Consider the following 23,348-nt stretch of genomic DNA (forward strand, 5'->3'; position numbering starts at 1 on the left):
GGGGAGAGGCTAGACCTTATCCTTGCGCTCAGCCTTAAGCGGCACAGAGGCGACGCTCATGGTCGCGCCCAGGCCGACGGGAGCTGCGGCGATCTGACAGGTGTTCTGGCAGGCCGTGCGGCGGCTCACGCCGGGCACGAGGTTCGGCATCACCGACAGGAGCGAGAGGCACAGAGCGGCCAGGTACGGCGTGGACTGCACCAGGAGGATCAGCGCCCAGGTGACGATGTCCGGGTTCTCCGTGCCATACCGGGCGATGACGCCGGCAGCGGCCACCCAGAGGGTGCACAGCACGAAGAGCTCCTCGCGGGCCATCATGAGGCCGCGCACCACTGCGCAGCGCTCCTCGCACTTGGGCGTGCGCAGGAAGGGCTTGTTCTTGGTGGTCAGGCCCTGGAAGATGGCCTTGGCAATGGTGTGCGTCAGCGCCAGGCCCGCAATGGCCGCGCCGATGCGCTCCCACAGGCCGCAGCGGACGCGGGTCTTGTACAGCCACATGAAGTGGAACAGCTTGAACAGGAACGCTCCCAGGGGCGGCAGCAGGAAGATGCTCAAAGGCGTGCCGAAGTAGCGCGGCAGGGCCAGCATGCCAAGGGACCAGAACAGGCTGACGATGAGCACGGCGATCTGGGTGGCGTCTGCGAACCAAGGCAGCCAGCCAGCGATGAAGTGGTACTTCTGGCCGTTGTCCAGGCTGCTGGTCTTGTTCCAGGGCAGCAGCATGCGCCAGTGGCGCTTCAGGATCTGCACAGCGCCGTAGGCCCAGCGGAAGCGCTGGCCCTTGAAGCCCGCGTAGCTGTCCGGGGTCAGGCCCTGCCCGAAGCTCTCGGGCACGTATACGGCCTGGTAGCCGCGCTCGAACACGCGCAGGCCCAGTTCCGCGTCTTCGCAGATGCACCATTCGCCCCAGCCGCCAACCTCTTCCATGACCGCCTTGCGGATCATGGTCATGGTGCCGTGCTGGATGATGGCGTTGCGCTCGTTTCTGTGCACCATGCCGATGCGGAAGAAGCCGTCGTATTCCCAGGCGCACACGGTTTTGTACGGGTCGCCTTCCCACTCGCGGTGGTCCTGCGGCGACTGCACGATGGCCACGTCCGGCTTGTCGAAGTACGGGGTGAGGGAGCGCAGCCAACTGGCGCGCACCTGGTAGTCGGAATCCACCACGGCGATGATGCGCGAGTCTGCCGAGGTATTCTGGAGAGCGAAGTTCAGGGCGCCAGCCTTGTAGCCTGGCCATTCCTCCAGGTGGAAGAAGCGGAAGCGCTCGCCCAGCTTGGCGCAGTGTTCCTCAAGGGGCTGCCACAGGGCAGGGTCGTGGGTGTTGTTGTCAACCACGATGACTTCATAGTCAGGGTAGTCCAGCGCAGCCAGGGAATTCAGGGTGGCGATGACCATGGCGGGCGGCTCTTTGCAGCAGGCCAGGTGGATGGACACCTTCTGCAGACCCTCGTCCGCATCATGGCGCAGGGGGTAGAAGCGGCGCTTCAAACCTTCGGGCCAGAGCATTTCGCTCATTTCAAAGCCGTTGATGAGCACCACGGCGAGCAGGCCGATCTGCATGGGCAAGAGGAAAGCCCAGGCCGCGGTTTCTGCGGGCAGGAATTCGATGGTGATGGGCGTAAAGGCTATCCACACGAGGGAGCTGGTGACGGTCTGCAAAAGCAGGCAGAAGAACAGCTTGCCCTGGAAGGGCTGGTCCTTGCGGCGGTACAGGAAGTACAGCATGGGGATGAGGCAGAGCAGGGACACGCCATACTGCACGGGCCACAGGCTGTCCTCAAGGATGGTGCCAACCAGCGGGATCTTGTTCTCGCGGTCAACGGTCCAGATGCCCCAGTGCGCGCCCACGACGCCTTCCAGGGGGCGCTTCCAGGGCTGGTCAAAGGCTTCCATGATGCAGTAGTCGATGTTCTGCTGCGCCGCCAGATTCATGAACTGGCGCAGGAACTTGGCTTCGTTGGCGATGCTGGCCTTGGCCTTGCCCCAGCGTTCGCCGTTGCTGGGCCAGCCGATTTCGGCCACCAGCACGTGCTTGCCCGGGAAGCGCTTCACCACCTGATGGTAGCGTTGCATGCTCCACTCAATGGCCTTCTCTTCCGGCACACGCTCCCAGTAAGGCAGAATGTGGATGGCGATGAAGTCTACGTTGTCGGCCAGTTCAGGATTGTTGATCCACACGTGCCAGGGCTCGGCGGTGCTCACCTGGACGTGCGGGGCGGCCTCTTTCACGCGCTTGATGTATTCGGACAGCTGGGCGGGTTTGAAATCGCCGCGCAGTATGGCCTCGTTGCCCACGATGGCGCTTGTGATGTTCTTGTGCTCGTGCAGGTTCTTGATGAGGCCGGCCATTTCCGTCTCATTGCGCTTGAGGCGCTTGTCGAGCCACGCGCCGGCGATGACGGGGATCCCGTGCTTGTCGGCGAAGGCGGGGATGGCCTCCATGCCTTCCATGGACGAGTAGGTGCGGATGGCGCCCACCTTGCCCTTGAGGAAGACGACGTCTTCTTCAATCTGCGCGGCGGTGGGGAACTTGTTGACCAGCGGATCCTGATTGGCCCGGTATGGGCTGAAGGAAACGGCCTTGATCTGGCCGGTAAAGTCGAGCTGCGGTTCAGCCGGGCGGTTGAACCAAGCCCACAGGCCAAAGTTGACCGCCATGACGATGAGCACGATAAGTGCGTTCTTGCGCATAGTGCCGCCCACTCCAGGCGTGTGATCGTTTACAATGTCTGCCGCGTGCGCGGCCCTGAACATCCCAGAATCCCTTCCATAAAAACAGCGGCACTGGGCCGCCTCAAGCTGCGCTTGTCCGATGCGGGGTTGCCCTTACGCCATCTGGAGTTATGGGGCAACCGCCCTTGGTCCGATGGGCATGCGCTTTTGGCCAAAGTGTACCATTTGTGCGCACTCAGAGCATTTCATCTACCCGCGTCAACGCGTTTGAATCAATTAAAGCAAGGGCCGTGCCATGGCTCAACTGCCTATATTAAAAGTGGATATAAAAAACATTGCCAGCGCAGAACCTTTTTCGTGTGAAATATTTGCGCACTTGGCGACATGGATGGAGCTGGCGCCTGCGCGGTGGGACCCCAGCCGCTTCCCTCCTGTGGTAAAATGGTGCAGAACGGGCTTTCGGAGGCAGATGTGAGCATGACGTACCTGCTCTGGGCCGCGCTTCTTGCGCTGGCTGCCCTGGCCGGGCTTGGCGCGGCTTGGTGGGGGCGTTCGCGCTTTGTGCGTGGACGTCGTGCGCTGCTTGCCGTGGCGGTTTTTCTGGCCGTGGGCGCAGCGGGCGGGTATCTGGCCCACGGGCCTGTGGCCGAGATGCTGGCAAAGTCCCGGCTTGCGGCAGCCACTGCCCGCGCCGACGATGTCTTTCGCACCGATGGCTTGCTGCGCGCCTTGCAGCAGGCTGAGCCCGAACGCGCCGGGGCGCTGCATGCCCGCCTGGCTCTGGCCCTGGCCGCCGCCACGGACGGGGAAGTTCTGGCCGTGGAGCAAAGCCTGCGCGCCGATGCCCTGCGTGAGGCCCTTGCCGCCAGTTTCAGCCGTTTGCCCAACGCCTCGGACGAGGCTGCTGCACGTCTGGCTCAGGCTCTTCTGAATGCTCTCAAAGCCTTGCAGGACAGAGATTCGCTGCTCTGCCTGGGCCTGCTGCATCCTGCCTCGGCTGCGAACGCGGCTCTGACCCAGGACGCCCTGGCGCGCCTGGAAGGCAGCGTGCGAAGGGATCTGGAGTCGGCCCTGGCTCTGACCTTGGCCTCAAGCGTCATCCGTCCGCGCTCCGCGCCCCTCCCGTCCAAGGCTGACGCCGCCCTGGCCGACATGTTCATCGAGAACTTGCCGGAGTTCCAGCAGGCCTATGGGAATTCGAAACAAGTGGGCGCGCTCTTCGAGGCTCTGGCCGAACCCGAACAGGCCAGGAGCATCGCGCCAGAGACCCTGTGCGCCTTTGCCCAGGATCTTTTGCGCGCGCTGTTGCGAATGCCCCCGGCTGAGCGAGGCCCTGGCCTGCGGCGGCTTTTGGGCGCTGGGTAGGAAGAGGGAATAGAGCCACCGGCGGCTGGGGGGTCTGGGGGCGCATGCACTCTGGCGGGGGTACGGGGGCAGCACCCCTGGACGATCGCTTACTTTCGCCGCACGCCAAGGGCGATGCCCGCCAGGGTGGCTGCCACGCCGATGAGTTCGGCTGCGCCAGCGGGCCGGGCGAAGAGCGTCAAATCCCAAACGTAGGCCAGCACGGGCTGGAGCAGCAGGATGAGCCCGGCCAGGGACATGCGCGTTTCGCGCAGGCCTCGGCTGATGAGGGTCCAGCCAATGAGTTGGGAGGTGATGCCATAGCCCGCCATGAGCAGCAGCGGCATGCCCAGGCCAAGGGCCGGGCTTTCGCCGCGCACGAGCAGCACAGGGAGCAGCAGGGCGACGGTCATCAGCGAGTTCACCGTCATCACGGCCAACTGCGATCCCTCTCCGCAAACAGCCATGCTGCGCCCCAAAGCCAGGATGAATCCGGCGTAGAACAGGCCGGTCATGAGGCCGAAGATGACGCCCACCTGATAATCGTGCCCGGCGATGGCCCAGGCTGGCGCCACGATGGCCAGGAGCCCGGCCATTGCCAGCCCTAACCCGAGGAAGAAGCGCAGGCCCGGCTTCTCCTTCAGGAACAGGATGCCCCAAAGGGCCAGGATGAACACCTGGAAGTTGCCGAAAAGCGTGGCCAGGCCAGGGCCGATGTACAGGATGGAAAGGTGCCAGGACACCAGGTCTGCGGCAAAGAATGCCGCGCACACCAGCGACCACCACCAGCCAGCACGCGGCATGGCCGAGATGCGCGAGCGCGGCTCGCGGCTGACGAGTGTTGCCAGGAACAGGCCGATGCCGCCGATGAGCACGCGGTGAAAGGCGGCGGCGTCGCCGCCCACGCCGTAAGGTGCGGCCAGCTTCACGAACACGGGCGAGAAGCTGATGATAACGGCGCCGAGGATCAGGTGCAGCATGGTTCAGGGGCTCGTATTGTTGCAAGGGCGGCCCAGGACGGGGCGAGGCCCAGACGCCCCGCAAGGCCGACGCCTGCTTCAGAAATATGCGCCCGCCAGGCCCAAGCCTCTACTCCGGCGCGCAGGGCTGTGGCAAGGCCTGCGGCATAATCCGGATCGATGGCCTCAGCCGGGGCGAAACAGTCGCCATCTGGCCGCTGCACCAGGAAAAAAAGTGCTGCACGGCAACCCTCGCCTGCAAGGCGCGTCAACTCAAGCAGGTGCTTGCGCCCGCGCTCGCTGGCTGCGTCTGGAAACTGGGCCTGGCCGTCCTCCACCAGCGTCACATTCTTGCACTCGACGAACAGCGGGGGCAGACCGTCAGAGTCAAAGCGGGCATCCAGGCGGCTGTCGCCGGTTTTGGCTTCTGGCGTCATGCAGGCATAGGGGCTAGCCTCCGGCAGAAGACCAGCCCGCCATGCCGCAGCCAGCAGGCGGTTTGGCGTCAGGGTATTTACGCCCACCCAGGCCGGATTCAGTCCCCTGTGACCGCCGGGGAGCGCCAAGGCCTCCAGGGTCCACTTGAGCGCCCTGTCCGGATTGGCGGCGGGAGAGAGCAGCGCCAGCGCGCCGGGCCGCAGCAGGCCCAGCATGGAGCCGGTGTTGTTGGTGTGGGCGCGCACCTCGTGGCCGCTGTTCGGATCAACAGTCACTGCTGTGAAGCGTTTTTCACGGCGCACCAGCCGCGTGACGCGGCAGCCGGGCGGGAAAGGCAGGAGCAGCGTGCCTTCGGCGTTACACATGCCTGGGGCCGTCGTCGCCTTCCTCCGGTTCCTTGCCCAACAGGCGCAGGCCCTCGCCAGGGTAGGCGCGGCGCTCGGATACGGACGTGATGCGCTTGGGCGCGGGCCACACGCCTGGCACTGGGGCGGCGCCTTGGCTTGCGCAGGCCGTGGGCTCGGTGTCGGCCATCACAGGATTTGTTCGCAGATCCACCCCGGAAACGGGCACGCTGAATTCCACGGCGATGTTGTTTGGATCAAAGGAATAGAGAGAGCGGATGAACCCATGGTCCACAATCTCCGAGACCCAGAACCCCGCCGCGTCCAGGCGGTCGCGCAGCTCCCACAGCTCGTCCTCGTCCTCAATGCCAAGGGATATGTGGTCAAAGGTGAAGGGGCCGCGCACGGGCGCGCCGTGGTCCTTGTCCGGGCCTGGCTGCACGCCCGGCCACTCGAAAAAGGCGATCATGTCGCGCTCGGTGAGCTCGAAAAAATAGTGCCTGTAGCCTGGGTGGCCCAGGCCCGCCACCAGGCGCAGGCCCAGCAGATCGCGCCAGTAGCGGATGGTGGCGTCCATGTCGCCTGTGGCCAGGGCCAGGTGATTGATGCCTGTGAATCGCATAGGTGCCTCCACTGGCATTTTCGTAGACGGGCGGGCCTGGAAAAGCAAGGCCGCGCTCTCCGCTTATACGGGCGATGCCTTCCGCGACCTCAACCGTGGGCTGCGCAACAAGGACGGCCTGACCGCAGAGCAACGCGTGCTGGTCTCCGACCTTTCCGCAGCGCTGAAGAAGCTGCCTGCCTACCAGGGCACCGTGTACCGCGGGGTGGGGCTGAAGAGCGAGGCCGAGGTGAGCGACATAGCGGAGAGACTCAACAATTCTCGAACTGAAGGATTCCCTGCATTCACTTCAACGTCAACAAGCCGTGAAGTCGCACGGCACTACGCGGGTGATGGACCTCGCGTGCTCTACAGCATCGAGTCGAAACGCGGGAGATACCTCAGTGATTATTCAGCCAGCGCCACGACGCCGAAGTCGAATACTGAGCGGGAGGTCTTGTTTGACAGGCGCTCCCGGTATATAGTGCAGTCATCGAGGCGAGACGGTGAGACACTCCATATTTCGTTGAGGGAAAAGTGATGGAAATAATCACTCCTGAAGAGGCCCTAAAAGAGCTTGTCCTTCCGAAGTGCAACGAATGCAGGCATTTTGACGCGCAAGGTGACTGCCCGGCATGGCCCGGTGGCGTTCCTGATGATATCGCATTCAACGAGGTTGAGCATGACCACGTGTTCCCCGGCCAGGTCGGGAAGTACGTTTTCACGCCCCGCAGCTAGAGCCGTCTGCATCCCCCCAGTTCGGGCTTAGCCCCGGCGCTGATTTCAGGCGTCCGCGCCCAACTCTCCTCTACCCATAGAGCCGACTATCTTCCTGCGCCCGTCCGGGCGCGGTATTCTTGCGCCTGAAATCTATGCTGCGCCATGTACAAACGGCCCGCCTTCCTGTGTCGGGAGGGCGGGCCGTTTAATTTCTGGCGGGTGTGCGCGGGCTTGTGCCGTTACTCCAGCACGGCGCCCTGGGCCGCGCTGGTCACATGCTTCACATAGCGCTTCAGGAAGGGCGACTTGATGGTTTTGCGCTTGGGCCGGTGCTTGGCCTTGCGGTCGGCCAGCTCGGCCTCGTCCACCAGCAGGTTCAGCTTGCGGTCCGGGATGTCGATCTCGATGATGTCGCCGTCCTGCACCAGGCCGATGAGCCCGCCGCTGGCCGCCTCGGGCGAGACGTGGCCGATGGCCGCCCCGCGCGAGCCGCCGGAGAAGCGGCCATCAGTGATGAGGGCTACGGACTCGCCGAGGCCCATGCCCATGATGGTGCTGGTGGGGGTGAGCATTTCGCGCATGCCGGGGCCGCCCTTGGGGCCTTCGTAGCGGATGACCACCGCGTCGCCGGGCTTGATGTCTCCGGCCAGGATGGCCGCCACGGCCTCCTCCTCGGAGTCGTAGGGCCGGGCCTTGGCCTTGCGGCGCATCATCTCGGGCACGACGGCGCTCTGCTTCACAACTGCGCCCATGGGCGCCAGGTTGCCGTACAGCACGGCGATGCCGCCTTCTTTGGAAAAGGGCGCGTCGATGGGTCGCACCACCTCGTGGTCGCGCACGCCGGCCTTGAGGTCGGCCAGATTCTCGCCCACGGTTTTGCCCGTGCAGGTGAGGGCTCCGGTCTCGATGAGCCCGGCCTTGTTCAGTTCGGCCATGACGCCGGGAATGCCGCCCGCCGCATGCAGGTCCTGGATGTAGTCCGGTCCGGCAGGGGAAAGGCGGCAAAGATTCGGGGTGCTGCGGCTCACCTCGTCGAAGATGGCCAGAGTGAGGTCGAGCCCGGCCTCGCGGAAGATTGCGGGCAGGTGCAGCACTGTATTGGTGGAGCAGCCCAGGGCCATGTCCAGGCGCACGGCGTTCTTCACGCTCTTCTCCGTCACGATGTCTCGCGGGCGGATGCCGCGCTTCAAAAGCTCCATGATCTGCATGCCGGCCTGCTTGGCCAGGCGGATGCGAGCGGCCATGACCGCCGGGATGGTGCCGTTGCCGGGCAGGGCCATGCCGATGGTCTCGGACAGGCAGTTCATGGAGTTGGCGGTGAACATGCCCGCGCACGAGCCGCAGCCCGGGCAGGCGCATTCCTCAAGCTCGTCCAGTTCGGACTGCTCCATCTTGCCCAGCTTCACCTTGCCCACGGCCTCGAACACGTTGATGAGGTCGACCCGCTTGCCGCGCAGCTCTCCGGCCATCATCGGCCCGCCGGAAATGACGATGGTGGGGATGTTGAGCCGAAGCGCGGCCATGAGCATGCCGGGCACCACCTTGTCGCAGTTGGGCACCAGCACCAGGGCGTCGAAGGGGTGGCCCGAGGCCATGATCTCGATGGAGTCGGCGATGAGCTCGCGGCTGGGCAGGGAGAAATGCATGCCCTCGTGGTTCATGGCCAGCCCGTCGCAGACGCCGATGGTGGGGAACTCCATGGGGGTGCCGCCAGCCATGCGCACGCCGTCCTTCACCGCCTGCACGATCTTGTCCAGGTGGATATGGCCGGGGATGATCTCGTTGGCCGAGTTGGCGATGCCGATGAGCGGGCGGCGCATCTCCTCGCGGGTCAGGCCGAGTGCGGCCAGAAGCGAACGGTGGGGGGCCTTTTCCAGGCCGCCGGTCATCTTGGAGCTGCGGGCGGTCATTTTTTTGCTGGCGGGCATGGGCTCTCTCCTGTTTTGGTCGGCGAAAATTTTCGGGGGGTTACTTCCGGGCGGCGATGAAGGCGGCCAGACCAGCCACGCAGGTGGTGGCCAGCACAAGGGCGAGGCATTGCCACGCGGGGAGGAACTGGACCTTCAGGAACAGCGGAGGAACGTCGAGGACGCTTTTAAGCCAGGATTGCAGAAACTTGAGGCAGAAGAGCGAGAGCACGCCGCCTGCGAAGCCTTGCACCACGCCGTTGGCGAACAGCGGAGCGCGGATGAACCAGGGCCGTGCGCCCACCAGGGACAAGATCTCCACCTCGTCCTTGCGCGCCAGCATCATGAGCTTGAGCGTGTTGCCAACCACAAGGCCCACCACCAGGGCGAAGAAACCAAGCGCAGGCCAAGCGGCGTGCTGGATGAGCGCGATCCAGCCCGTGGCGAGATTGAGCTGCGTGGCGTTGTAGGTAACCTTCTCCACCCCGGCCAGGCCGCGCAGGCGCGCGTACATGCGGCCCATCCAGGGCTCCGGGGCCTCGCCAGCGGGGATGTCGAAGCTGACCAGGGCCGTGGGCGGCAGGATGTTCTCGCCTTCCAGCCAGGAAAAATCATTGGGGTTCGAGGCGGTGGCGTTGGCCATGCTGGCATTGTCGGCTGGGGGGGCGACCGGGGCGGGCGTTGCGGCGGAAAGCCCGCGCATAAGCTCGGCCATGGCCGCGCGCGGGGTGAAGGTGGAGACCTCCGCCACGCCGGGCACGCGCTTCAGGTCGGCCCACTGGCCTTCCACCTCGGTCATGTTGGAGCTGGCGCTCCAGTAGACCTGGAAACGCGCCTGGGCCTGGGTTTTCAGCACCTCGGCCTGCACGTTGTGCAGAATCAGCAGGCCGGTGCCCGCAAGAAGCGCCACCATGCACACGGTGACCAGGGTCAAAAGCTGCGGCAGGGGGTGGCGGACCATGTCGGCCACACCGCGCAGCATCAGTTTGCTGGTGCTCATGCGCCCCTCCGCGCCGCCACGCTTTCGGCGCCGCTCAAAACCTCAGCCGTGGGCAAGGTCACCTGCCCGCGCACAATGTGCACCTGCCGGGCCTCTGGCGCCCAGGAAAGCACGTCGCGGTTGTGCGTGGCCATGATGACTGTTGTGCCGTAGGTGTTGAATTGCTTGAACAATTCGATGAGATGGCGCGAGAGGTCGGAGTCCAGGTTGCCTGTGGGCTCGTCGGCCAAAATCAGTTCCGGGTTGACCACCATGCTGCGCGCAATGGCCACGCGCTGCTGCTCGCCGCCGGAAAGCTCGCGGCAGGGCGCGTAGGAGCGTTCCTCCAGGTCGAGGGCCCGGATGACTGCGCGCACGCGGCGGTCGATGCTGGCTGTGGGCACGCCGCGCACCTCAAGGGCGATGGAGATGTTCTCGAAAACCGTGCGCTCGGGCAGGACCTTGAAGTCCTGGAACACGACGGCCACCTTGCGGCGCAGGGCGGGCAGGCCGGATGACTTGAGGCGCATGAGGTCCACGCCGGCAACGGTGGCCGCGCCGTTCTTGGGCTTGAGGTCGCCGTAGAGCACGCGCAGAAGCGTGGTTTTGCCAGCGCCGGAAGGGCCGGTCAAAAACACGAACTCGCCGCGCTCCACGTGGAGCGAAACGTCTGTCAGGGCATGCGCCCCGCCCAATATGCAATTAATGTGATCGAGATGAACCATACGCAGAAGGTTCTACGCCAAAGATCCACGGTTTGGAAGGGGGCGGGTCTGCCCCTGGTTTTGGCCCTATGCTGGGCGGGGCATATTTGGTAGTGGATACGGTGAGGTTGGGAAGGGAGGGGAGTATGGAAGCTTTAGTTAAGTGCGAAGGATGCATTAAGCATGAGTGGAGAGAGACACCACCGCTACCAATCCACAAATTTTCTGTCGACGGAAAGCGTTATTGTCTATTTCACGCGCCGCGAGACAAAAAACTCGACGCGAACGGAAATCCAGTTAGTGTAGCTGAATTCAATCAACGGTTTTTCGCGAAAGTCAAGGAGTGCCACGCACGTGGGCAAGAGCCATTATGCATTTTACCTGGAATAATTTTCCCTGGCGACATTGATTTTTCTAAAGCTTTTCCAGGAAATGAACTTAAACCACTAAACATACAACACTCTGTCTTTTCAGGGAAAGCGCTTTTTCGTGGGCTGACAATCCGTTCATTGCTCTTAAGCAATTCAACATTTCAAGAGAATGCAGACTTTTCAGGTGCAAGGTTTATATCTGCACCTGATTTTCATACTGTGAAGTTCAATGGAAAAGCTCATTTTTCCGATACAACTTTTGAATCAGGCGCAATGTTTATCGCTTCTGAATTCGAAGCCCCTGTGTGGTTTTTCAAATCGGTATTTGGAGGGAACGTACTTTTTCACGCGACGAGAGCCGATGACAACATCATCAGAATGCAGAGGCTTACGACAAAAGATTTATCAAATGTTATTTACTCAAGTAGTGAAGTGAAATCTTTCTCATTTTGCGAGTGTGAACCATGGCCAGATCGTTTTGGATATGAACAAGATGAAAAGATAAGTGATTTACAGCTAGAAGAACTCTACCGTGCCATGAAGCAAAAGGCTGCTGAATCGCACGACCAACCTCAAGTCTCCCGTTGGCACTTCCGCGAAAAGCTGATGGAGCTCAAGCAGCTATTCGACAATGACCGCAGTAATAAGCTTATTGAAGTCGTCGAAGACCGTGACGCCAAATGGCGCGACCGCGCAAAGGCGTGGTTCAAGCTACTCTGGCATCGCCCGCATTGGCCCAAGCTTACACTCACAGGCATCTACTGGGCCACCTCCGGCTTCGGCGAACGCGCCGTTCGCGCCGGGGTGTGGCTGCTGGCCCTTGTGGCGCTGTCATTTTTCGCCAACGCTTGGACACCAAGCTGGAACTGGAATGCTGTCCTTCCGTTGGCTAGCGCCGCCAACGCCACCATGGCCACCATCCCCTTTGCCAAGGACATACCCGGCGAGGGCTGGCTGAAGGTGGGGCGCGGGTTCTGGCAGTTCCTTATTGCCGTGCAATTCACTCTTTTCGCCTTGGCCGTGCGCAACCGTTTCCGGCGCTAGCGCCAACCATCCCCACACAACGGCAAAGGCCGGAGCAGGCTCGAAACCTGCCCCGGCCTTTGCCGGTACCGGAGGGGCCTGCGAAGCGCCCGCGAAATTGCTACATCAGCGGCTTCGCCCCGCCCTCGACCCCGCCCTGGGCCAGGAACTCCCGCGCCAGAAGCGCCAGCCGCTGCGACTCGTCGTGCTGGGTCATGGCCCCGTGGAAACGCACGGAATAGAGCACGCGCGGCACATGCACGAAGCGAGCGCCGTGCATGGCCATGCGCAGATAGTGCGCGTAATCGTTGGCGAACTGGTACGTCTCGTCCATGAGGCCGGTCTTCTTCAGCCAGCTGGCCCGGTGCAGGGTGGAAACCCCGATGTGGAACCAGTCGGCGAAGCAGGCCTTGAAGTCGTAGTCCGGCTTGCGCACCAGACGCATGATGCGGTCGTCGTCGCTGATGATGCTGAAGTCCGAGTACGCCAGGTCCGCGCCGGTTTTGTCCAGGGTGGCGGCCAGCTCTTCGATCATGTGCGGGTGCGGCAGGTCGTCGCCCACGATGTAGGTGCAGTACTCGCCCGTCACCAGGGAGAACCCGGCATTATAGGTGCCGGTGCGGCCCAGGTCGGTCTCGCTGGCGATGATTTTAAGGGTGCGTTCCGGGTGCGTGGCGTGGGTGTCCTCGCGGAAGCTGCGGCAATGCTTGTGGATGACCTTTCCGGCCTCGTCCATGCGCAGAATGGGGTTGCTCTCGCGCAGGTTCAGCTCCTCGGGCAGCTGGCGCAGGTAGTCCTTGGTGCCGTCGTTGCTGCCGCCGTCCACGATGATCAGCTCCAGGTCAGCGTGGGTTTGGAACCAGCAGTGGTCCACGCAGGCGGGCAGGTATTTGTGCTGGTTGAAGTTGGGGATCACGATGCTGACGCGGGGCATGGCGGCTCCTTGAGTCTTGGCGGTCTTGAAGTGTTGACGGCGCTGGCGGAGCTCCGCATGGGGCTTGCCGCACAGGGCTTCATCGTCCGTCTGCGTCCGATGTTTAGGGCTTGGGGTTACTGCTTTGTCCCGGCCAGGGGCAGCACGCGCAGGTCATGGCCCTTGCGCAGGGTCACGCGCTCGGCCTCGACGGATTGCAGTGTCCAGCCCTTGGCCTGATCGCCCGGGCGCAGGGTGACCGCAGCGCCGTCCACCTGCAGCATGGCCGTTGGCCTTGCTCCCCCGGCCACAACGCCCACAAGGCGGAAGCCTTCGACGCCTGCTGCGCCGGTGCCGTTTGTCGGCGCAACCACCAGCCCCTGCACATGGGGGCCGCCGGAAAGAACGGACGGCTTCTTGTTTCTGCCTGCATTGGGCAGCAGCACGAATTCCAGAGGGGCAAAAGCCGCCTCGGTCTGGTTCTGCTGCGTTTCGGCCTGGAGAGGCCGGGTCAGGGCTGCCGCCGCCGCCGCAGGCTCCGCGGGCGGGGCCAGAGGGCTGTCTGGGGGCTTGAAGGCCGGGCTTTCCAGGTGCAGCACGTTGCGCTCCAGGATGGCGCGCACGGGCGATTCCTCGGCGAGGCCCTGGCCCATTGCGCGCAGTTCCTCCGGCGGACGCAGGGCGGCCTCTGGCCTGGGCAAAAAACCCGTGCCAAGGTAGGCCAGCCCCAGGCCTATGGCGGCCGGGAGGGCCAGCCTGGGCAGCGTGCGCCAGATGATCCGCATGGCTTCCGCCTTACCCCGCCAGGCCCTTGGCGATTTCCGCCTGGACCTCGGCGGTGAGGTAGGGGTGCATGGGGATGCTGAAGATGCGTCCGGCCACGGCCTCGCTCACGGGCATGGCGCCGACGGCATAGGCCAGGTTGGCATAGGCGGGCTGCAGGTGCAGGGGCACCGGGTAGTAGATGCTGGTGGGCACACCGGCCTTGGCCAGCTTTTCCAGCAACTGCGTGCGGTGCGCGGTGGACTCGGCCTGGATGCTGTACTGGGCGTACACTGAGAGGTGCCCCGCGGGCGCGCTGGGCAGGGTCAGGCCGGGGATTGCGGCCAGGAGCTCAGCGTAGCGCGCGGCCACGCCCTGGCGCAGCAGCACCTCGTCTTCAAAGATGTCCATCTTGGCCATCAGGATGGCGGCCTGCATGGTGTCCAGGCGGCCGGTGATGCCCAAGCGCACGTTCTGATATTTGTCAGTCCCCTGGCCGTGAACGCGCACGGACTGCAGCAGCTCCAGAAGCTTCTCGTCATCAGTGAAGCACATGCCGCCGTCGCCGTAGCAGCCCAGCGGTTTGGCCGGGAAGAAGGACGTGCAGGCGATCTGGCCGAAGGAGCACGCCCGGCGGGTGGTTCCGCCCAGCTCCATGGTGGCGCCGAAGGCCTGGGCTGCGTCCTCGATGACGTACAGACCGTGCTTGGCGGCGACGCTGAGGAGTTCCGGATAATCGGCCAAGAGGCCGAAGAGATCCACCGGGATGACCGCCTTGGGCGTAAGCTTGCCGGCGTGCTTGGGCAGCGGATACAGTTTCGCATCGTCGGCCTCAACGGCGCGGATGGCCGTTTCCAGCTGGGCCGGATCGATGTTGTAGGTCTTGGAGTCGATGTCCACGAACACCGGGGTCGCGCCCAGGAGCGCCACAACTTCGGCGGTGGCCATGAAGGTGAAGGGCGGGCAGAACACCGCGTCCCCCGGACCCACCCCAAGGGCCATCAGCGCCATCATCAGGGCGTCCGTGCCGGAGGCGCAGCCCACGGCGTAGCGCGTGCCGCAATACTCGGCCAGGCGCTTCTCCAGGCGGACCACGTCCGGGCCGTTGATGAACGCGCCGGATTCGAGCACGGCGCGCAGGCCTTGCTCAACGTTTCCGGCCACGCGGGAATACTGAGTTTTGAGGTCGATGAAGGGAATGCTCATGGTTTTGCTGCCTTTGCCTGCTTCTCGGGATTCTCCGGCCCGGGCAGGACTTCGTAGATGCGCACCAGGGGGAAGCCCTCGTGCAGAAGTTTGAAATAACGCGACTGCTCCGGTCGGTTCGGGTCTCCGATGAGCAGCTGCACGGCCATGCTGTTGTAGGCCACGTCGTCGAGCAGCATGGCCTGCCTGGAAATTTCGTTGATCAGGAGGTGCGAGGCTCCCGGGTTTTCTTTGATCTGAATGCGCTCCAGGCCCTTTGCCCCAAGCACCTCCGCGCTGCCAAGGGGCAGGGGCTTCTTTTTGCTTTTGACGCTGAGCTCTCCGCGCAGTTTGTCCACGTCCATGGCTTCGGCGAGCTGCATGACCCCTGCATGTCGGCCTGCGCCCGTCACGACATCCCAGGAGCCGTAGAAGCTGATCCAGTGGAGCAGCGGCACGTTTTCCCAGCATACTGTGAGCAGTTGCGGCCTTGTGTCGGGCAGGTTCATGTCGCGGTCGCGCAAGTCTTGCAATTCCTGCTGCACGGCCAGGGCGGACATGGTGTCCCAGCGTTTGGCCGGGCCGCCTTCCTGCCCAATGCCTTGGCTGGCCGAGAGGCGAATGATTTGGGCGGCCTGGCGGTAACTATCCGTGGAGAGCGCCAGGGCTGTGGCGAAGATGTCGCGTCCGGCGTGCCTGCCGCCGTCTGTGGGGGTGCGGCGTTCGGCGTAGTACTGGGTGGCGTAGCCGAAGTCCCACCAGGTCCAGATTTCGGCGTCCTCAGGTGCGTTCTGCCGCAGGCCCATGAGCGCCAGGGCATGAGGTGGCGCAAGGACGGGCGAGGGACGGGTTTCGGCGGAGCGCGGCGCATAGAACAACAGCAGAATGAGCGCGCCTGCGGCTGCCTGCGTCCAGGCCATGAACCGCAGGCCCAGGCCGAAGCGGTGCGCCAGGGCCTTGCACAGCCAGTAGAAGCCGATGCCCAGGCCCAGGGCGAACACCGGCCCCCCGAACATGGCGAAGCGTGCGCCCAGCTTCAGGCTGGCAAAGGCCAGCACGGTGATGGGCAAGAGCAGCACAAAGGCCGGGCGCAGGGCCAGCAGCGCCGCTATGCCCAACAGCCCGGCCGCTCCACCCAGCACCGAGAACGACACCCCGGCGAAGAACAGGCCGAAGTCGGCCACGTTCTTGGCCTCGCGGATGCTCTGGGTGATGCCGGGGTAGCTTGGGGCTGACTCGCCAGAGGGCAGGTGGGACAGTCCGGCATCGGTCATCGGCTTGAAATAGCTGAGGGCTTTTGCCCAGAAGGGGCCCAGGGGCAGCAGCAGGCCGCAGGCCAGGATCATGACGGCGAGGATTGCCAGCCAAGGCCAGGGCTTGTCGAGCCAGTGCGCGAGGCGGGCCGGACGCTTCCAGCAGAGCCACGCGGCTCCTGACGCTGCCAGGACGCCCGCGATGTCGCCTAACCCCGGCTGGAATATCTCCATGCCGAAATGACGCGGCCCGGCATACGCGGCCAAGCCGTAGACCACCAGCAGGCGCAGGGCCAGGGGGCGTTTGCCGGGAAGGGCCGTGACCAAGGACAGGCCCAAGGCCAGCCAGTACAGGCCGATGCCCAGAGGGTGGACGTCGTCGTGGGCGAAGTGGGCCATGCGCGCCACGAGCCCGAAGCCAAGCGCCAGCCAGGGTAGCCAGGCGCTTGGCTCGGCGAGCTCCTCGCGCTCTGCCTGGCTCATGCTCCAGGAGCGGGTGCAGCAGGGCGCGATGATGGCGGCGAGAAAGAGTCCCAGCAGCAGGGGCATGAGAAGGGTGAAAACGTCGGAGTCGTAATAGCCCAGGCGCGAGCGGTAGTAGAAGGCGGGAGAGAGGCCGCCGATGAGCGCGGGCAAGATGGCTGCGCGGCGGCCGGCGAGCTGCCAGGCCCAAAGGGCGGTGGCCACGGCAGTAAGGCTGCCCAGGAAGGGCGGAGCCCAGAAGGCCACAGCCCACAGGGGCGCGCCGGTGAGGCCGGACAAAAGGCGCGCCAACCCGGCCATGCCGAAGGAGGCATATTCGTTGACGCCCTTGGCGCCAGCCAGCCAGCAATAGGAGTCGTGGGTGGCGAGGATGCGTTCGCCTCCGGCCATGAGCGCCGGAGCGCTCCAGTTGGGGGCCTCCAGCAGGCGCACGGCCAGGGTGAGGCAGTAGCCCAGGGCGGCCAGCAGGGCGAGGCGCTTCCAGTCCGCCCGGAGGTCCGGCCGGTCATCCAGGAACTCGCCGAGTTCCGTGTACCTGGAGAAAAATGGCTTCATGCCCTGCTGCCTGCCTCGCCGTTGGGGGGTGGCCCGGAGGCGCGCGCTGCCGCGCCCCGGCAAGTGAAGGGCTCTAGCCGTTTTCGCGCCGAAGGGCAAATCACTCCGGCAGGGCCGTATCGCCCAGGAAATCGCCCAGCACGCCTTGGGAGGTGAAGGTCAGCGAGTCGCGGCCACGCAGAATTTCGCCAGCCACGGTGTAGGGCGAGGAGAGAAGCGCGCCCGGACGCACCGCTGCGGTGCCCTCTGCCCGCACCTGTACTGGCTCGCGCAGGGAAAAACTGCGGATGCGCAGTGCGCTGTCCTTATATTCGAGCGACAGGGCCGCATCGCCCAGCCACAGGCCGCCCGGCAATTGAAGGGCCTTGCCGCGAAGATCTATGAAACCTTTTTCCAGTTCGTCCTTGCCCCGCAGGAAGCGGCCCTGGCCCCGAAGGTCCACGCTGCCCAGGATGTCGCGGCGGCCCAGGCAGGCCAGGTTGGCTGCGCCCTCAACGTCAAAGTCTCCGGTGTCCAGAAACACCAGGCGCAGGACGCGGCCTCCGGTGTCGGCGCGCAGGGTCAAAAGCGGGCTTACGCCCAGCCGCACGTCCAGCCACTGCACGCGTGGCGATACGGACCAGCCAGGCGCCTCAACTGTAAGGCCGTTGATGCGGAAGCCCAGCGGCGTGGCCCGGTCCAGACTCTGCCAGACGATGCGCACCGGGCTCTTGTTGGCTGCAATGCGTTTGAGGGCGTGGTTCCACACCGTGTCCCAGGGCAGGTAGAGCACAATCCCCGCCAAAAGGCCTGCGAGCAGGGCGAATACGCCTGCGCTGCCCATGCCCGCAAAGCCGAGCCGCAGCGGCGCGGCTGGGGGCTGAACCCCTGGCGCGGCGTTCCGCCCGTTCGCCAGGGCGCTTGTCCGGGTGTCTGTTTGCGTTTCCATGCGCGCCCCTATCGGGAAAGGACCAGGTCCAGGTCCATGCGGTTGTCATTGCCCGGCGCGGGCGCCATGTGGGCGGAGAGCGTAGTCAGGCCCGCCTCCACCTTGAGGTCGCGCAGCACGCCCACCAGTTCCCGGAGGGTGAGGGCCTGGGCGCGCAGGGTAAGGGTCTGGCCGGCCTCGGAGGTGGCCCCGGCGGTGAGCTGAATGCGCAATCTGTCCGGCCCGATGCCCGAGTTGCGGGCGACCTGCTCTGCGGCCAGCAGTGGCGGTTGGGCCTCCAACTGGCCTCGGCGCTGGCGTAGGTCCATTACCTCCGCCGCCAGGGGCGCGACGCTGACATACGTCTGCCCGGCGTCTTCGGCGGCTTTTTCCTCAACCCGGGTGAAGGCCGAAAGCGCGGCCCAGGCTCCCAGGAGCAGCGTGGCCCAGGCCAGGATAAGCATGCGCCACAGCCTGCGCTGAGCCGGAGCTGTCAGGTGCGTCAGCCGGGCGACAATGCGCCAGGGGCCGTTGAGCCAGCTCACTGGTCGTCTCCTCGGGGCGGCGCGGAGCGGTCGCGCGCTTTCACGTCCAGTTCGAAGCGCAGGGGGCTGGCATAGGTTTCGACCTTGCGAACGGAAAGAGTGAAATAGGCTTCTGCAGCCAGGGCGGCCTGATAGCGCCGCAAGTCCTCGGGGGTGGCGGCCAGGCCGGAAACCATGCCGCTGGCAGTGGCCATGGTGATGGAGGTGATGCGCACGCCAGCGGGAGCGCGGCGGGAAAGTGCGGCCAGCAGCTCCACCATGTCCAGGCGCTGGGCCGACTGGGCCTTGAGTTTGCCGAGTTCGAACTGCAGACGCCCGTATGGCGAGCGCCCTGGGTCGGCCGCCAGGGCGCGCTGATAGACCTGATGCACAGCCTCCCGCAGGCGCTGGGCGTGGCGGTGCTCTTGCCACCAGCGCGCGGTTTGTCCGGCTAGGAACAGCAGCCCGGCAATGGTCACGGCCAACAGGATGCGTCCGTAGCGGTGGTGCTCGGCCTCTGGCAGGCCCTGTGGCTGGCTGTCCGCGTTGTTGCTCATGGGCGTCCTGGTTCGTGGTTGTGCGTGCGTGGTTCGCAGGAAACAACTTGATTTGGGCGGAGGGAAGATAACACGCGCCAGCGCGCGGGTCCAGGCCGTGCAGGTGGGCATGGCTGCGCACAACGAGGGCCCGGAGCGAAAAAATCCGATGCTGCGGCCATTGTGCCTCCTGGGCGATGCTGGTAGCCTTTGGCGGCGGGCTGCATTGTGCTGTCTGTCTCGGGGGATCATGAAGCTTAAACTACCTCAAAACCTTGCCTTTCGCCTGGTTCTGGTCATTTTGCTGGCTCTGGCGCCTGCGGTGGTCGTTTCCGTTGTGCAGAACGCCGAACTGCGCGAGCACCTGCGCTGGCAGGCCACCCAGCACGTGCATCATATGGCGGAGATCCTGGCCGGCCAGGGCCGCGAGGCCTTCACCGGCGCCAGACAGCTTTTGGCGGGTCTTTCCCATCTGCCGCAGGCGCAGGCCCAGGACAAGTCCGGCCTTGCACCAGTCCTGCGTGACGTCATCCGCAATTCTCCCGGCTACACGGCCTGCACTCTTTACGACATCAAGGGCGACGTGGTCGCCACATCCTGGCCCGACCTCCCCATCGCCAATGTGGTTGACCGGCCATGGTTTCGCGACGTGGTGGGCACGCAGTCGTGCTCTCAGGGCGAACACGTGATAGGCCAGCTGACCAACCTGTCGGTGGTGGTGCTTGGCTGCCCCGTGCAGGACGACCAGGGCCGACTGTCCGGTGTGTTGAATCTGACCTTCGGCTACGGCTGGTTTGAGAGCCTTGCGGGCAGCATTGGCCTGCCGGTTGGCGGAATGGCGGAGATTCTGGACCGCAATGGGGCGGTGCGTGCCAGCTACCCACATTCTTTGAAAGACGACGCAAAGTATGCTCCTAATGCCGATGTTGCTGCCAGCATGATCCGCGTGACCCAGGGCGAGAGCGTCCAGGAGCATACGGGCCAGGACGGAGTTCGGCGCATTTTTTCCTACAGCAAGTTGACAAGCACGCCGGGCCGAGAACTTTACGTGCGCGTGGGCATACCGGAGGCGGAGGCTCTCCAGCCCGCAACGGATAACGCCAGGCGCAGCTTCGCGGGCTTAAGCCTCGCGGCGGTCATCAGCCTGCTGGGGGCCTCATGGCTTGCTCGCAAGAGCATCATTGCCCCTGCCCGAGAGATCCTCGACGCCACGCGCAGGCTCGGCGAGGGCGATTTATCCCATCGCATCAACAGCCAGGCCGGGGGCGAACTGGGATTGCTGGCCAATGGAGTGGACCGGATGGCCGCTTCGCTGGCGGCCTCCACCCAGGCCATGCGCCAGGCCGAGCAGAAGGTGCGGCTGATTCTGGAGAATTCGGTGGAGGGCTTCTTCGTGTCCACCGTGGCCGGGCGATTTTTGGAGGCCAATCCGGCCATGCTGCGCATGTTCGGCTACGATAGCCTGGAGCAGTTGCAGGCCGAGATAACTGACATCGGGCGGCAGGTTTACGTCGATCCTGCTGTTCGTCAGGCGGCGCTCACGGTTATGGCGCGCGACGGGCGTGTGCGCGACCTGGAGTTTGAGGCTTACCGCCGCAACGGGACCACCTTCTGGGCGGCCCTTTCGGCCCTGGCCCTGCGCGACGACGCGGGCAGAGTTATCGGGTTCCAGGGCTTCGCCACGGACGTGACGGAACGCAAGCGCGCCCAACTGGAGTTGGCCCAGGCCAATGAGCGCTTTCTGCGTGTGCTGGACAATCAGGCCGACGTGCTCTTTGTGGCCGACGCCGAGACGGATGTTATTCTGTACGCCAACCGGGCGGCCCACGCGCGCGTCGGCATGGATCTGGTCGGGCACCCCTGCTGGGAAGCCATGCACGGCGGGCGCGACAGGTGCGGGTTGTGCCCGCGACAGGGGCTCTTGAACGAGCGTGGCGAGCCCGCAGGGGTATTTACCCGCGAGCTGCATGACCCCGGCAACGGATCCTGGAGTCTGGTGCGGGTGCAGGCCCTGCGCTGGGTGGATGGCCGCATGGCGCGGCTTGAGACGTCGACGGACATCACGGCCATCAAGCAGGCCCAGGAGGAGTTGCGCATCACCAGCGGGCACCTGCAGGGCCTGTTGGACAACGCGCCCCTGTACATCGCCATCCGCGACCGCGAAAGCCGGTTCCTGGTGGCAAGCCGCCGCATTTCAGATTTGGGGCTGCTGGCCCGAGACGTGGTCGGGCGCGCGGTGTCAGAGGTCTATCCGCCGGACATGGCCGAAATGATTATGCAAGACGACCAACGGATTTTGGACAGCGGTCAGCCGGTGACCAGGGTGGCCGACCTGCCCTTGGCCGATGGCCGCAGCGTGACCCTGCTTACCAGCACGTTCCCCTTGCTGGACGCCACCGGCGCGCCGGACAAGATCTGCGTCATCGGCACGGACATCACCGAGCGCGTGCGCCTGGAGCGCGAAGTGATGGCCGCCAAGGAGGTCGCCGAGAACGCCAGCCGCGCTAAAAGCGACTTTCTGGCTCGCATGAGCCATGAAATCCGCACTCCGCTGAACGCCATTCTAGGATTTTCGGAATTGGCGGGCATGGCGGCCACGGAGGAGGAGCGCAAGCATTGTCTGGAGTCCCTGGGGCAGTCGGGCCGGGTGCTCTTGAGCCTGCTGAACGATTTGCTTGACCTCTCCCGCGTGGAGGCCGGGGGCCTGACGCTGGAGCAGATTCCCTTCCGCCTGCCCGATGTGCTGCGCGACGTGTTGGAGCACCCCAGCTTGGCGGCTGCGGCCAAGGGGCTGCGCCTGGAGGTCCGAATCGGGGAGGGCGTGCCCGTGAATCTGCTGGGCGACCCGACGCGCCTGGGCCAGATATTGTCCAACCTGGTGGCCAATGCGCTCAAGTTCACCCACGCGGGCGGGGTGGATGTGGCCGTGGAGACAGTGGAGTCCGGTCCGGACAGCTGCGTCCAACTGCTCTTCTCCGTGCGTGACACGGGCATCGGCATCGCGCCGGAGGCCCAGGGCCATGTGTTCGAGAATTTCACCCAGGCCGACAGCTCCACCTCGCGGCATTACGGCGGCACGGGGCTGGGGTTGGCCATTTGCCGCCAGTTGGCGCAAAGCATGGGCGGGGTCATCTGGCTGGCCAGCGCGCCGGGCCAGGGCAGCAGCTTTTTTGTTCGCCTGCCCTTCCGCCTGCCGGAAGGTTCCGACAGCCAAGCTCCTGAACGTAAGCCCGGCAAGCCGGTCGAAACCGCACCGTCCGCCACTGCCCCAGCCGCGCCCACGCAGTTCGACGCTGCGCATGCCGGCGACGAGCACACGCTGTCCCGACATCTTACCGTCCTCCTGGCCGAGGACACCCCCGCCAATGTCATCATCGCCCAGAGCTTTCTCGCGCGGCTTGGGCATACTGTGCGTCACGCTGGCAACGGCCGCGCCGCATTGGATCTGCTGGCCCAGGAGGACTTCGACCTGGTGCTCATGGACGTGGAGATGCCGGGCATGGACGGGCTCACCGCCACGCGGTTGCTGCGCCAGGGGCAGGCAGGCGAGCGCAATCGCAATGTAACCGTGCTGGCCATGACAGCCCACGCCCTGAGCAGCTTCCGCAAGGAGTGCGAGGCCGCAGGCATGGACGGGTTTCTGCCCAAGCCGGTGAGCTTCAAGACCCTTGCCGACACTCTGGGTGGGTTGCCGCTGCCGCCTCACGCTGACCAACGGCTGGCGTCTTCTGCGCCTGGCCAGAAGCTGGTGGATCTGGATCTGGCGTCGGACATGCTGGGGGGGGAGGAGGCCCTGCTGAAAGACGTGCTGGGGCTCTATCTGGCCGATCTGCCGGACAGGCGGCGGACCCTGGCCGCGGCCTTGGCGCGGGTCGATGTTCCGGCCCTGCACCTGGCCGCCCATTCTTTGAAGAGCACCAGCGCCAGCGTGGGAGCCTTTGCCGCCAGCCAGGCCGCACGCGTTTTGGAGGGGCTGGCCGCGGCCTGCCAGGCGAAGACGGACGGGTTTGGATCAGACCCCTTTGGCGAATTGTCCCAGGCTGTGGCGCGGCTGGACGCCGTGCTGGAGGAAACCCAGGCCGCCCTGGGCAAAGCCTGCGACGATCGCTTCTGCGGAAGCAAATAGCCCCGCCGCGCGCTGGAGAATAAGGCGCAGACGGGGCC

At 64.8% G+C, this 23,348-nt stretch carries 18 protein-coding genes; 4 read left to right on the forward strand and 14 right to left on the reverse strand.

The window, feature by feature from the left end; all coding sequences use genetic code 11:
- Positions 1-9: 9 nt before the first annotated feature.
- A complete protein-coding gene (locus Q8O35_RS13410) occupies positions 10-2,694 on the reverse strand; it encodes a glycosyltransferase (protein WP_305574170.1) in 2,685 nt (894 codons plus the stop codon).
- A 453-nt stretch (positions 2,695-3,147) separates the two neighbouring features.
- Here Q8O35_RS13410 and Q8O35_RS13415 point away from each other — a divergent pair, with 453 nt between their 5' ends.
- Positions 3,148-4,041, forward strand: coding sequence for a hypothetical protein (locus tag Q8O35_RS13415; protein WP_305574172.1), 894 nt, complete (start codon positions 3,148-3,150; stop codon positions 4,039-4,041).
- A gap of 89 nt (positions 4,042-4,130) precedes the next feature.
- Here the strand turns inward: Q8O35_RS13415 and Q8O35_RS13420 are convergent, their stop codons facing one another.
- From Q8O35_RS13420 to Q8O35_RS13430, 3 genes are read right to left on the reverse strand one after another with little or no spacing between them, the layout of a single operon-like run.
- Positions 4,131-5,000, reverse strand: a complete 870-nt coding sequence (locus Q8O35_RS13420; RefSeq protein WP_305574174.1) for a DMT family transporter — start codon at positions 4,998-5,000, stop codon at positions 4,131-4,133.
- The gene (gene sfsA / locus Q8O35_RS13425) at positions 4,988-5,782 is read right to left on the reverse strand and encodes a DNA/RNA nuclease SfsA (RefSeq protein WP_305574176.1); all 795 of its coding nucleotides are present in this window, start codon (positions 5,780-5,782) and stop codon (positions 4,988-4,990) included. The genes Q8O35_RS13420 and sfsA overlap by 13 nt, the downstream gene beginning before the upstream one ends.
- Entirely contained in the window at positions 5,775-6,383 is a 609-nt protein-coding gene (locus tag Q8O35_RS13430; RefSeq protein WP_305574178.1) for a VOC family protein, read from the reverse strand. The genes sfsA and Q8O35_RS13430 overlap by 8 nt, the downstream gene beginning before the upstream one ends.
- Here Q8O35_RS13430 and Q8O35_RS13435 point away from each other — a divergent pair.
- Positions 6,373-6,903: an ADP-ribosyltransferase gene (locus Q8O35_RS13435; protein WP_305574181.1), complete on the forward strand. Its 531-nt coding sequence runs from the start codon at positions 6,373-6,375 to the stop codon at positions 6,901-6,903. The two genes, Q8O35_RS13430 and Q8O35_RS13435, sit on opposite strands and share 11 nt — an antisense overlap.
- A 418-nt stretch (positions 6,904-7,321) precedes the next feature.
- Here the strand turns inward: Q8O35_RS13435 and ilvD are convergent, their stop codons facing one another.
- From ilvD to ftsE, 3 genes are read right to left on the reverse strand one after another with little or no spacing between them, the layout of a single operon-like run.
- The gene (gene ilvD, locus Q8O35_RS13440; protein WP_305574286.1) at positions 7,322-8,992 is read right to left on the reverse strand and encodes a dihydroxy-acid dehydratase; all 1,671 of its coding nucleotides are present in this window, start codon (positions 8,990-8,992) and stop codon (positions 7,322-7,324) included.
- A 58-nt stretch (positions 8,993-9,050) separates the two neighbouring features.
- The gene (locus tag Q8O35_RS13445) at positions 9,051-9,989 is read right to left on the reverse strand and encodes an ABC transporter permease (RefSeq protein ID WP_305574183.1); all 939 of its coding nucleotides are present in this window, start codon (positions 9,987-9,989) and stop codon (positions 9,051-9,053) included.
- Positions 9,986-10,693, reverse strand: a complete 708-nt coding sequence (gene ftsE / locus Q8O35_RS13450) for a cell division ATP-binding protein FtsE (protein ID WP_305574185.1) — start codon at positions 10,691-10,693, stop codon at positions 9,986-9,988. The genes Q8O35_RS13445 and ftsE overlap by 4 nt, the downstream gene beginning before the upstream one ends.
- Before the next feature lie 125 nt (positions 10,694-10,818).
- On the opposite strand from ftsE, the gene Q8O35_RS13455 reads away from it, so the two are divergent.
- A complete protein-coding gene (locus tag Q8O35_RS13455) occupies positions 10,819-12,087 on the forward strand; it encodes a pentapeptide repeat-containing protein (protein ID WP_305574187.1) in 1,269 nt (422 codons plus the stop codon).
- A gap of 100 nt (positions 12,088-12,187) precedes the next feature.
- On the opposite strand, the gene Q8O35_RS13460 is transcribed toward Q8O35_RS13455, so the two are convergent.
- The 7 genes from Q8O35_RS13460 to Q8O35_RS13490 form a co-directional block, all read right to left on the reverse strand.
- Positions 12,188-13,000 carry a glycosyltransferase gene (locus Q8O35_RS13460; RefSeq protein WP_305574189.1) on the reverse strand — a complete coding sequence of 271 codons (813 nt, stop codon included), beginning with the start codon at positions 12,998-13,000 and terminating at the stop codon, positions 12,188-12,190.
- 116 nt (positions 13,001-13,116) lie between these two features.
- Complete coding sequence (locus Q8O35_RS13465; protein WP_305574191.1) at positions 13,117-13,764, reverse strand: hypothetical protein; 648 nt, start codon at positions 13,762-13,764, stop codon at positions 13,117-13,119.
- A gap of 10 nt (positions 13,765-13,774) precedes the next feature.
- Positions 13,775-14,947 (reverse strand): DegT/DnrJ/EryC1/StrS aminotransferase family protein, encoded by a 1,173-nt coding sequence (locus tag Q8O35_RS13470; RefSeq protein WP_305574193.1) that lies wholly within the window; start codon positions 14,945-14,947, stop codon positions 13,775-13,777.
- On the reverse strand, positions 14,944-17,217 hold the full coding sequence (locus Q8O35_RS13475) for an STT3 domain-containing protein (protein ID WP_305574195.1): 2,274 nt from the start codon (positions 17,215-17,217) through the stop codon (positions 14,944-14,946). Before Q8O35_RS13475 ends, Q8O35_RS13470 begins: the two co-directional genes overlap by 4 nt.
- Positions 17,218-17,317: 100 nt before the next feature.
- Positions 17,318-18,145 carry a hypothetical protein gene (locus Q8O35_RS13480; protein ID WP_305574197.1) on the reverse strand — a complete coding sequence of 276 codons (828 nt, stop codon included), beginning with the start codon at positions 18,143-18,145 and terminating at the stop codon, positions 17,318-17,320.
- 8 nt (positions 18,146-18,153) lie between these two features.
- Complete coding sequence (locus tag Q8O35_RS13485) at positions 18,154-18,669, reverse strand: hypothetical protein (protein WP_305574199.1); 516 nt, start codon at positions 18,667-18,669, stop codon at positions 18,154-18,156.
- Positions 18,666-19,205 carry a PilN domain-containing protein gene (locus tag Q8O35_RS13490; protein ID WP_305574201.1) on the reverse strand — a complete coding sequence of 180 codons (540 nt, stop codon included), beginning with the start codon at positions 19,203-19,205 and terminating at the stop codon, positions 18,666-18,668. Before Q8O35_RS13490 ends, Q8O35_RS13485 begins: the two co-directional genes overlap by 4 nt.
- 229 nt (positions 19,206-19,434) lie before the next feature.
- Between Q8O35_RS13490 and Q8O35_RS13495 the strand changes: the two genes are divergently transcribed.
- A complete protein-coding gene (locus Q8O35_RS13495; RefSeq protein WP_305574203.1) occupies positions 19,435-23,310 on the forward strand; it encodes a PAS domain S-box protein in 3,876 nt (1,291 codons plus the stop codon).
- The last annotated feature ends 38 nt before the right edge of the window (positions 23,311-23,348 follow it).

The organism is Humidesulfovibrio sp., assembly GCF_030689645.1.
In the GTDB taxonomy this organism is placed as follows: domain Bacteria; phylum Desulfobacterota; class Desulfovibrionia; order Desulfovibrionales; family Desulfovibrionaceae; genus Humidesulfovibrio.

Coding starts and splice junctions, on each gene's coding strand:
- Q8O35_RS13410 (WP_305574170.1), bottom strand. CDS start 2,694: ATGCGCAAGAACGCACTTATCGTGCTCATCGTCATGGCGGTCAACTTT.
- Q8O35_RS13420 (WP_305574174.1), bottom strand. CDS start 5,000: ATGCTGCACCTGATCCTCGGCGCCGTTATCATCAGCTTCTCGCCCGTG.
- sfsA (WP_305574176.1), bottom strand. CDS start 5,782: ATGTGTAACGCCGAAGGCACGCTGCTCCTGCCTTTCCCGCCCGGCTGC.
- Q8O35_RS13430 (WP_305574178.1), bottom strand. CDS start 6,383: ATGCGATTCACAGGCATCAATCACCTGGCCCTGGCCACAGGCGACATG.
- ilvD (WP_305574286.1), bottom strand. CDS start 8,992: ATGACCGCCCGCAGCTCCAAGATGACCGGCGGCCTGGAAAAGGCCCCC.
- Q8O35_RS13445 (WP_305574183.1), bottom strand. CDS start 9,989: ATGAGCACCAGCAAACTGATGCTGCGCGGTGTGGCCGACATGGTCCGC.
- ftsE (WP_305574185.1), bottom strand. CDS start 10,693: ATGGTTCATCTCGATCACATTAATTGCATATTGGGCGGGGCGCATGCC.
- Q8O35_RS13455 (WP_305574187.1), top strand. CDS start 10,819: ATGGAAGCTTTAGTTAAGTGCGAAGGATGCATTAAGCATGAGTGGAGA.
- Q8O35_RS13460 (WP_305574189.1), bottom strand. CDS start 13,000: ATGCCCCGCGTCAGCATCGTGATCCCCAACTTCAACCAGCACAAATAC.
- Q8O35_RS13465 (WP_305574191.1), bottom strand. CDS start 13,764: ATGCGGATCATCTGGCGCACGCTGCCCAGGCTGGCCCTCCCGGCCGCC.
- Q8O35_RS13470 (WP_305574193.1), bottom strand. CDS start 14,947: ATGAGCATTCCCTTCATCGACCTCAAAACTCAGTATTCCCGCGTGGCC.
- Q8O35_RS13475 (WP_305574195.1), bottom strand. CDS start 17,217: ATGAAGCCATTTTTCTCCAGGTACACGGAACTCGGCGAGTTCCTGGAT.
- Q8O35_RS13480 (WP_305574197.1), bottom strand. CDS start 18,145: ATGGAAACGCAAACAGACACCCGGACAAGCGCCCTGGCGAACGGGCGG.
- Q8O35_RS13490 (WP_305574201.1), bottom strand. CDS start 19,205: ATGAGCAACAACGCGGACAGCCAGCCACAGGGCCTGCCAGAGGCCGAG.
- Q8O35_RS13495 (WP_305574203.1), top strand. CDS start 19,435: ATGAAGCTTAAACTACCTCAAAACCTTGCCTTTCGCCTGGTTCTGGTC.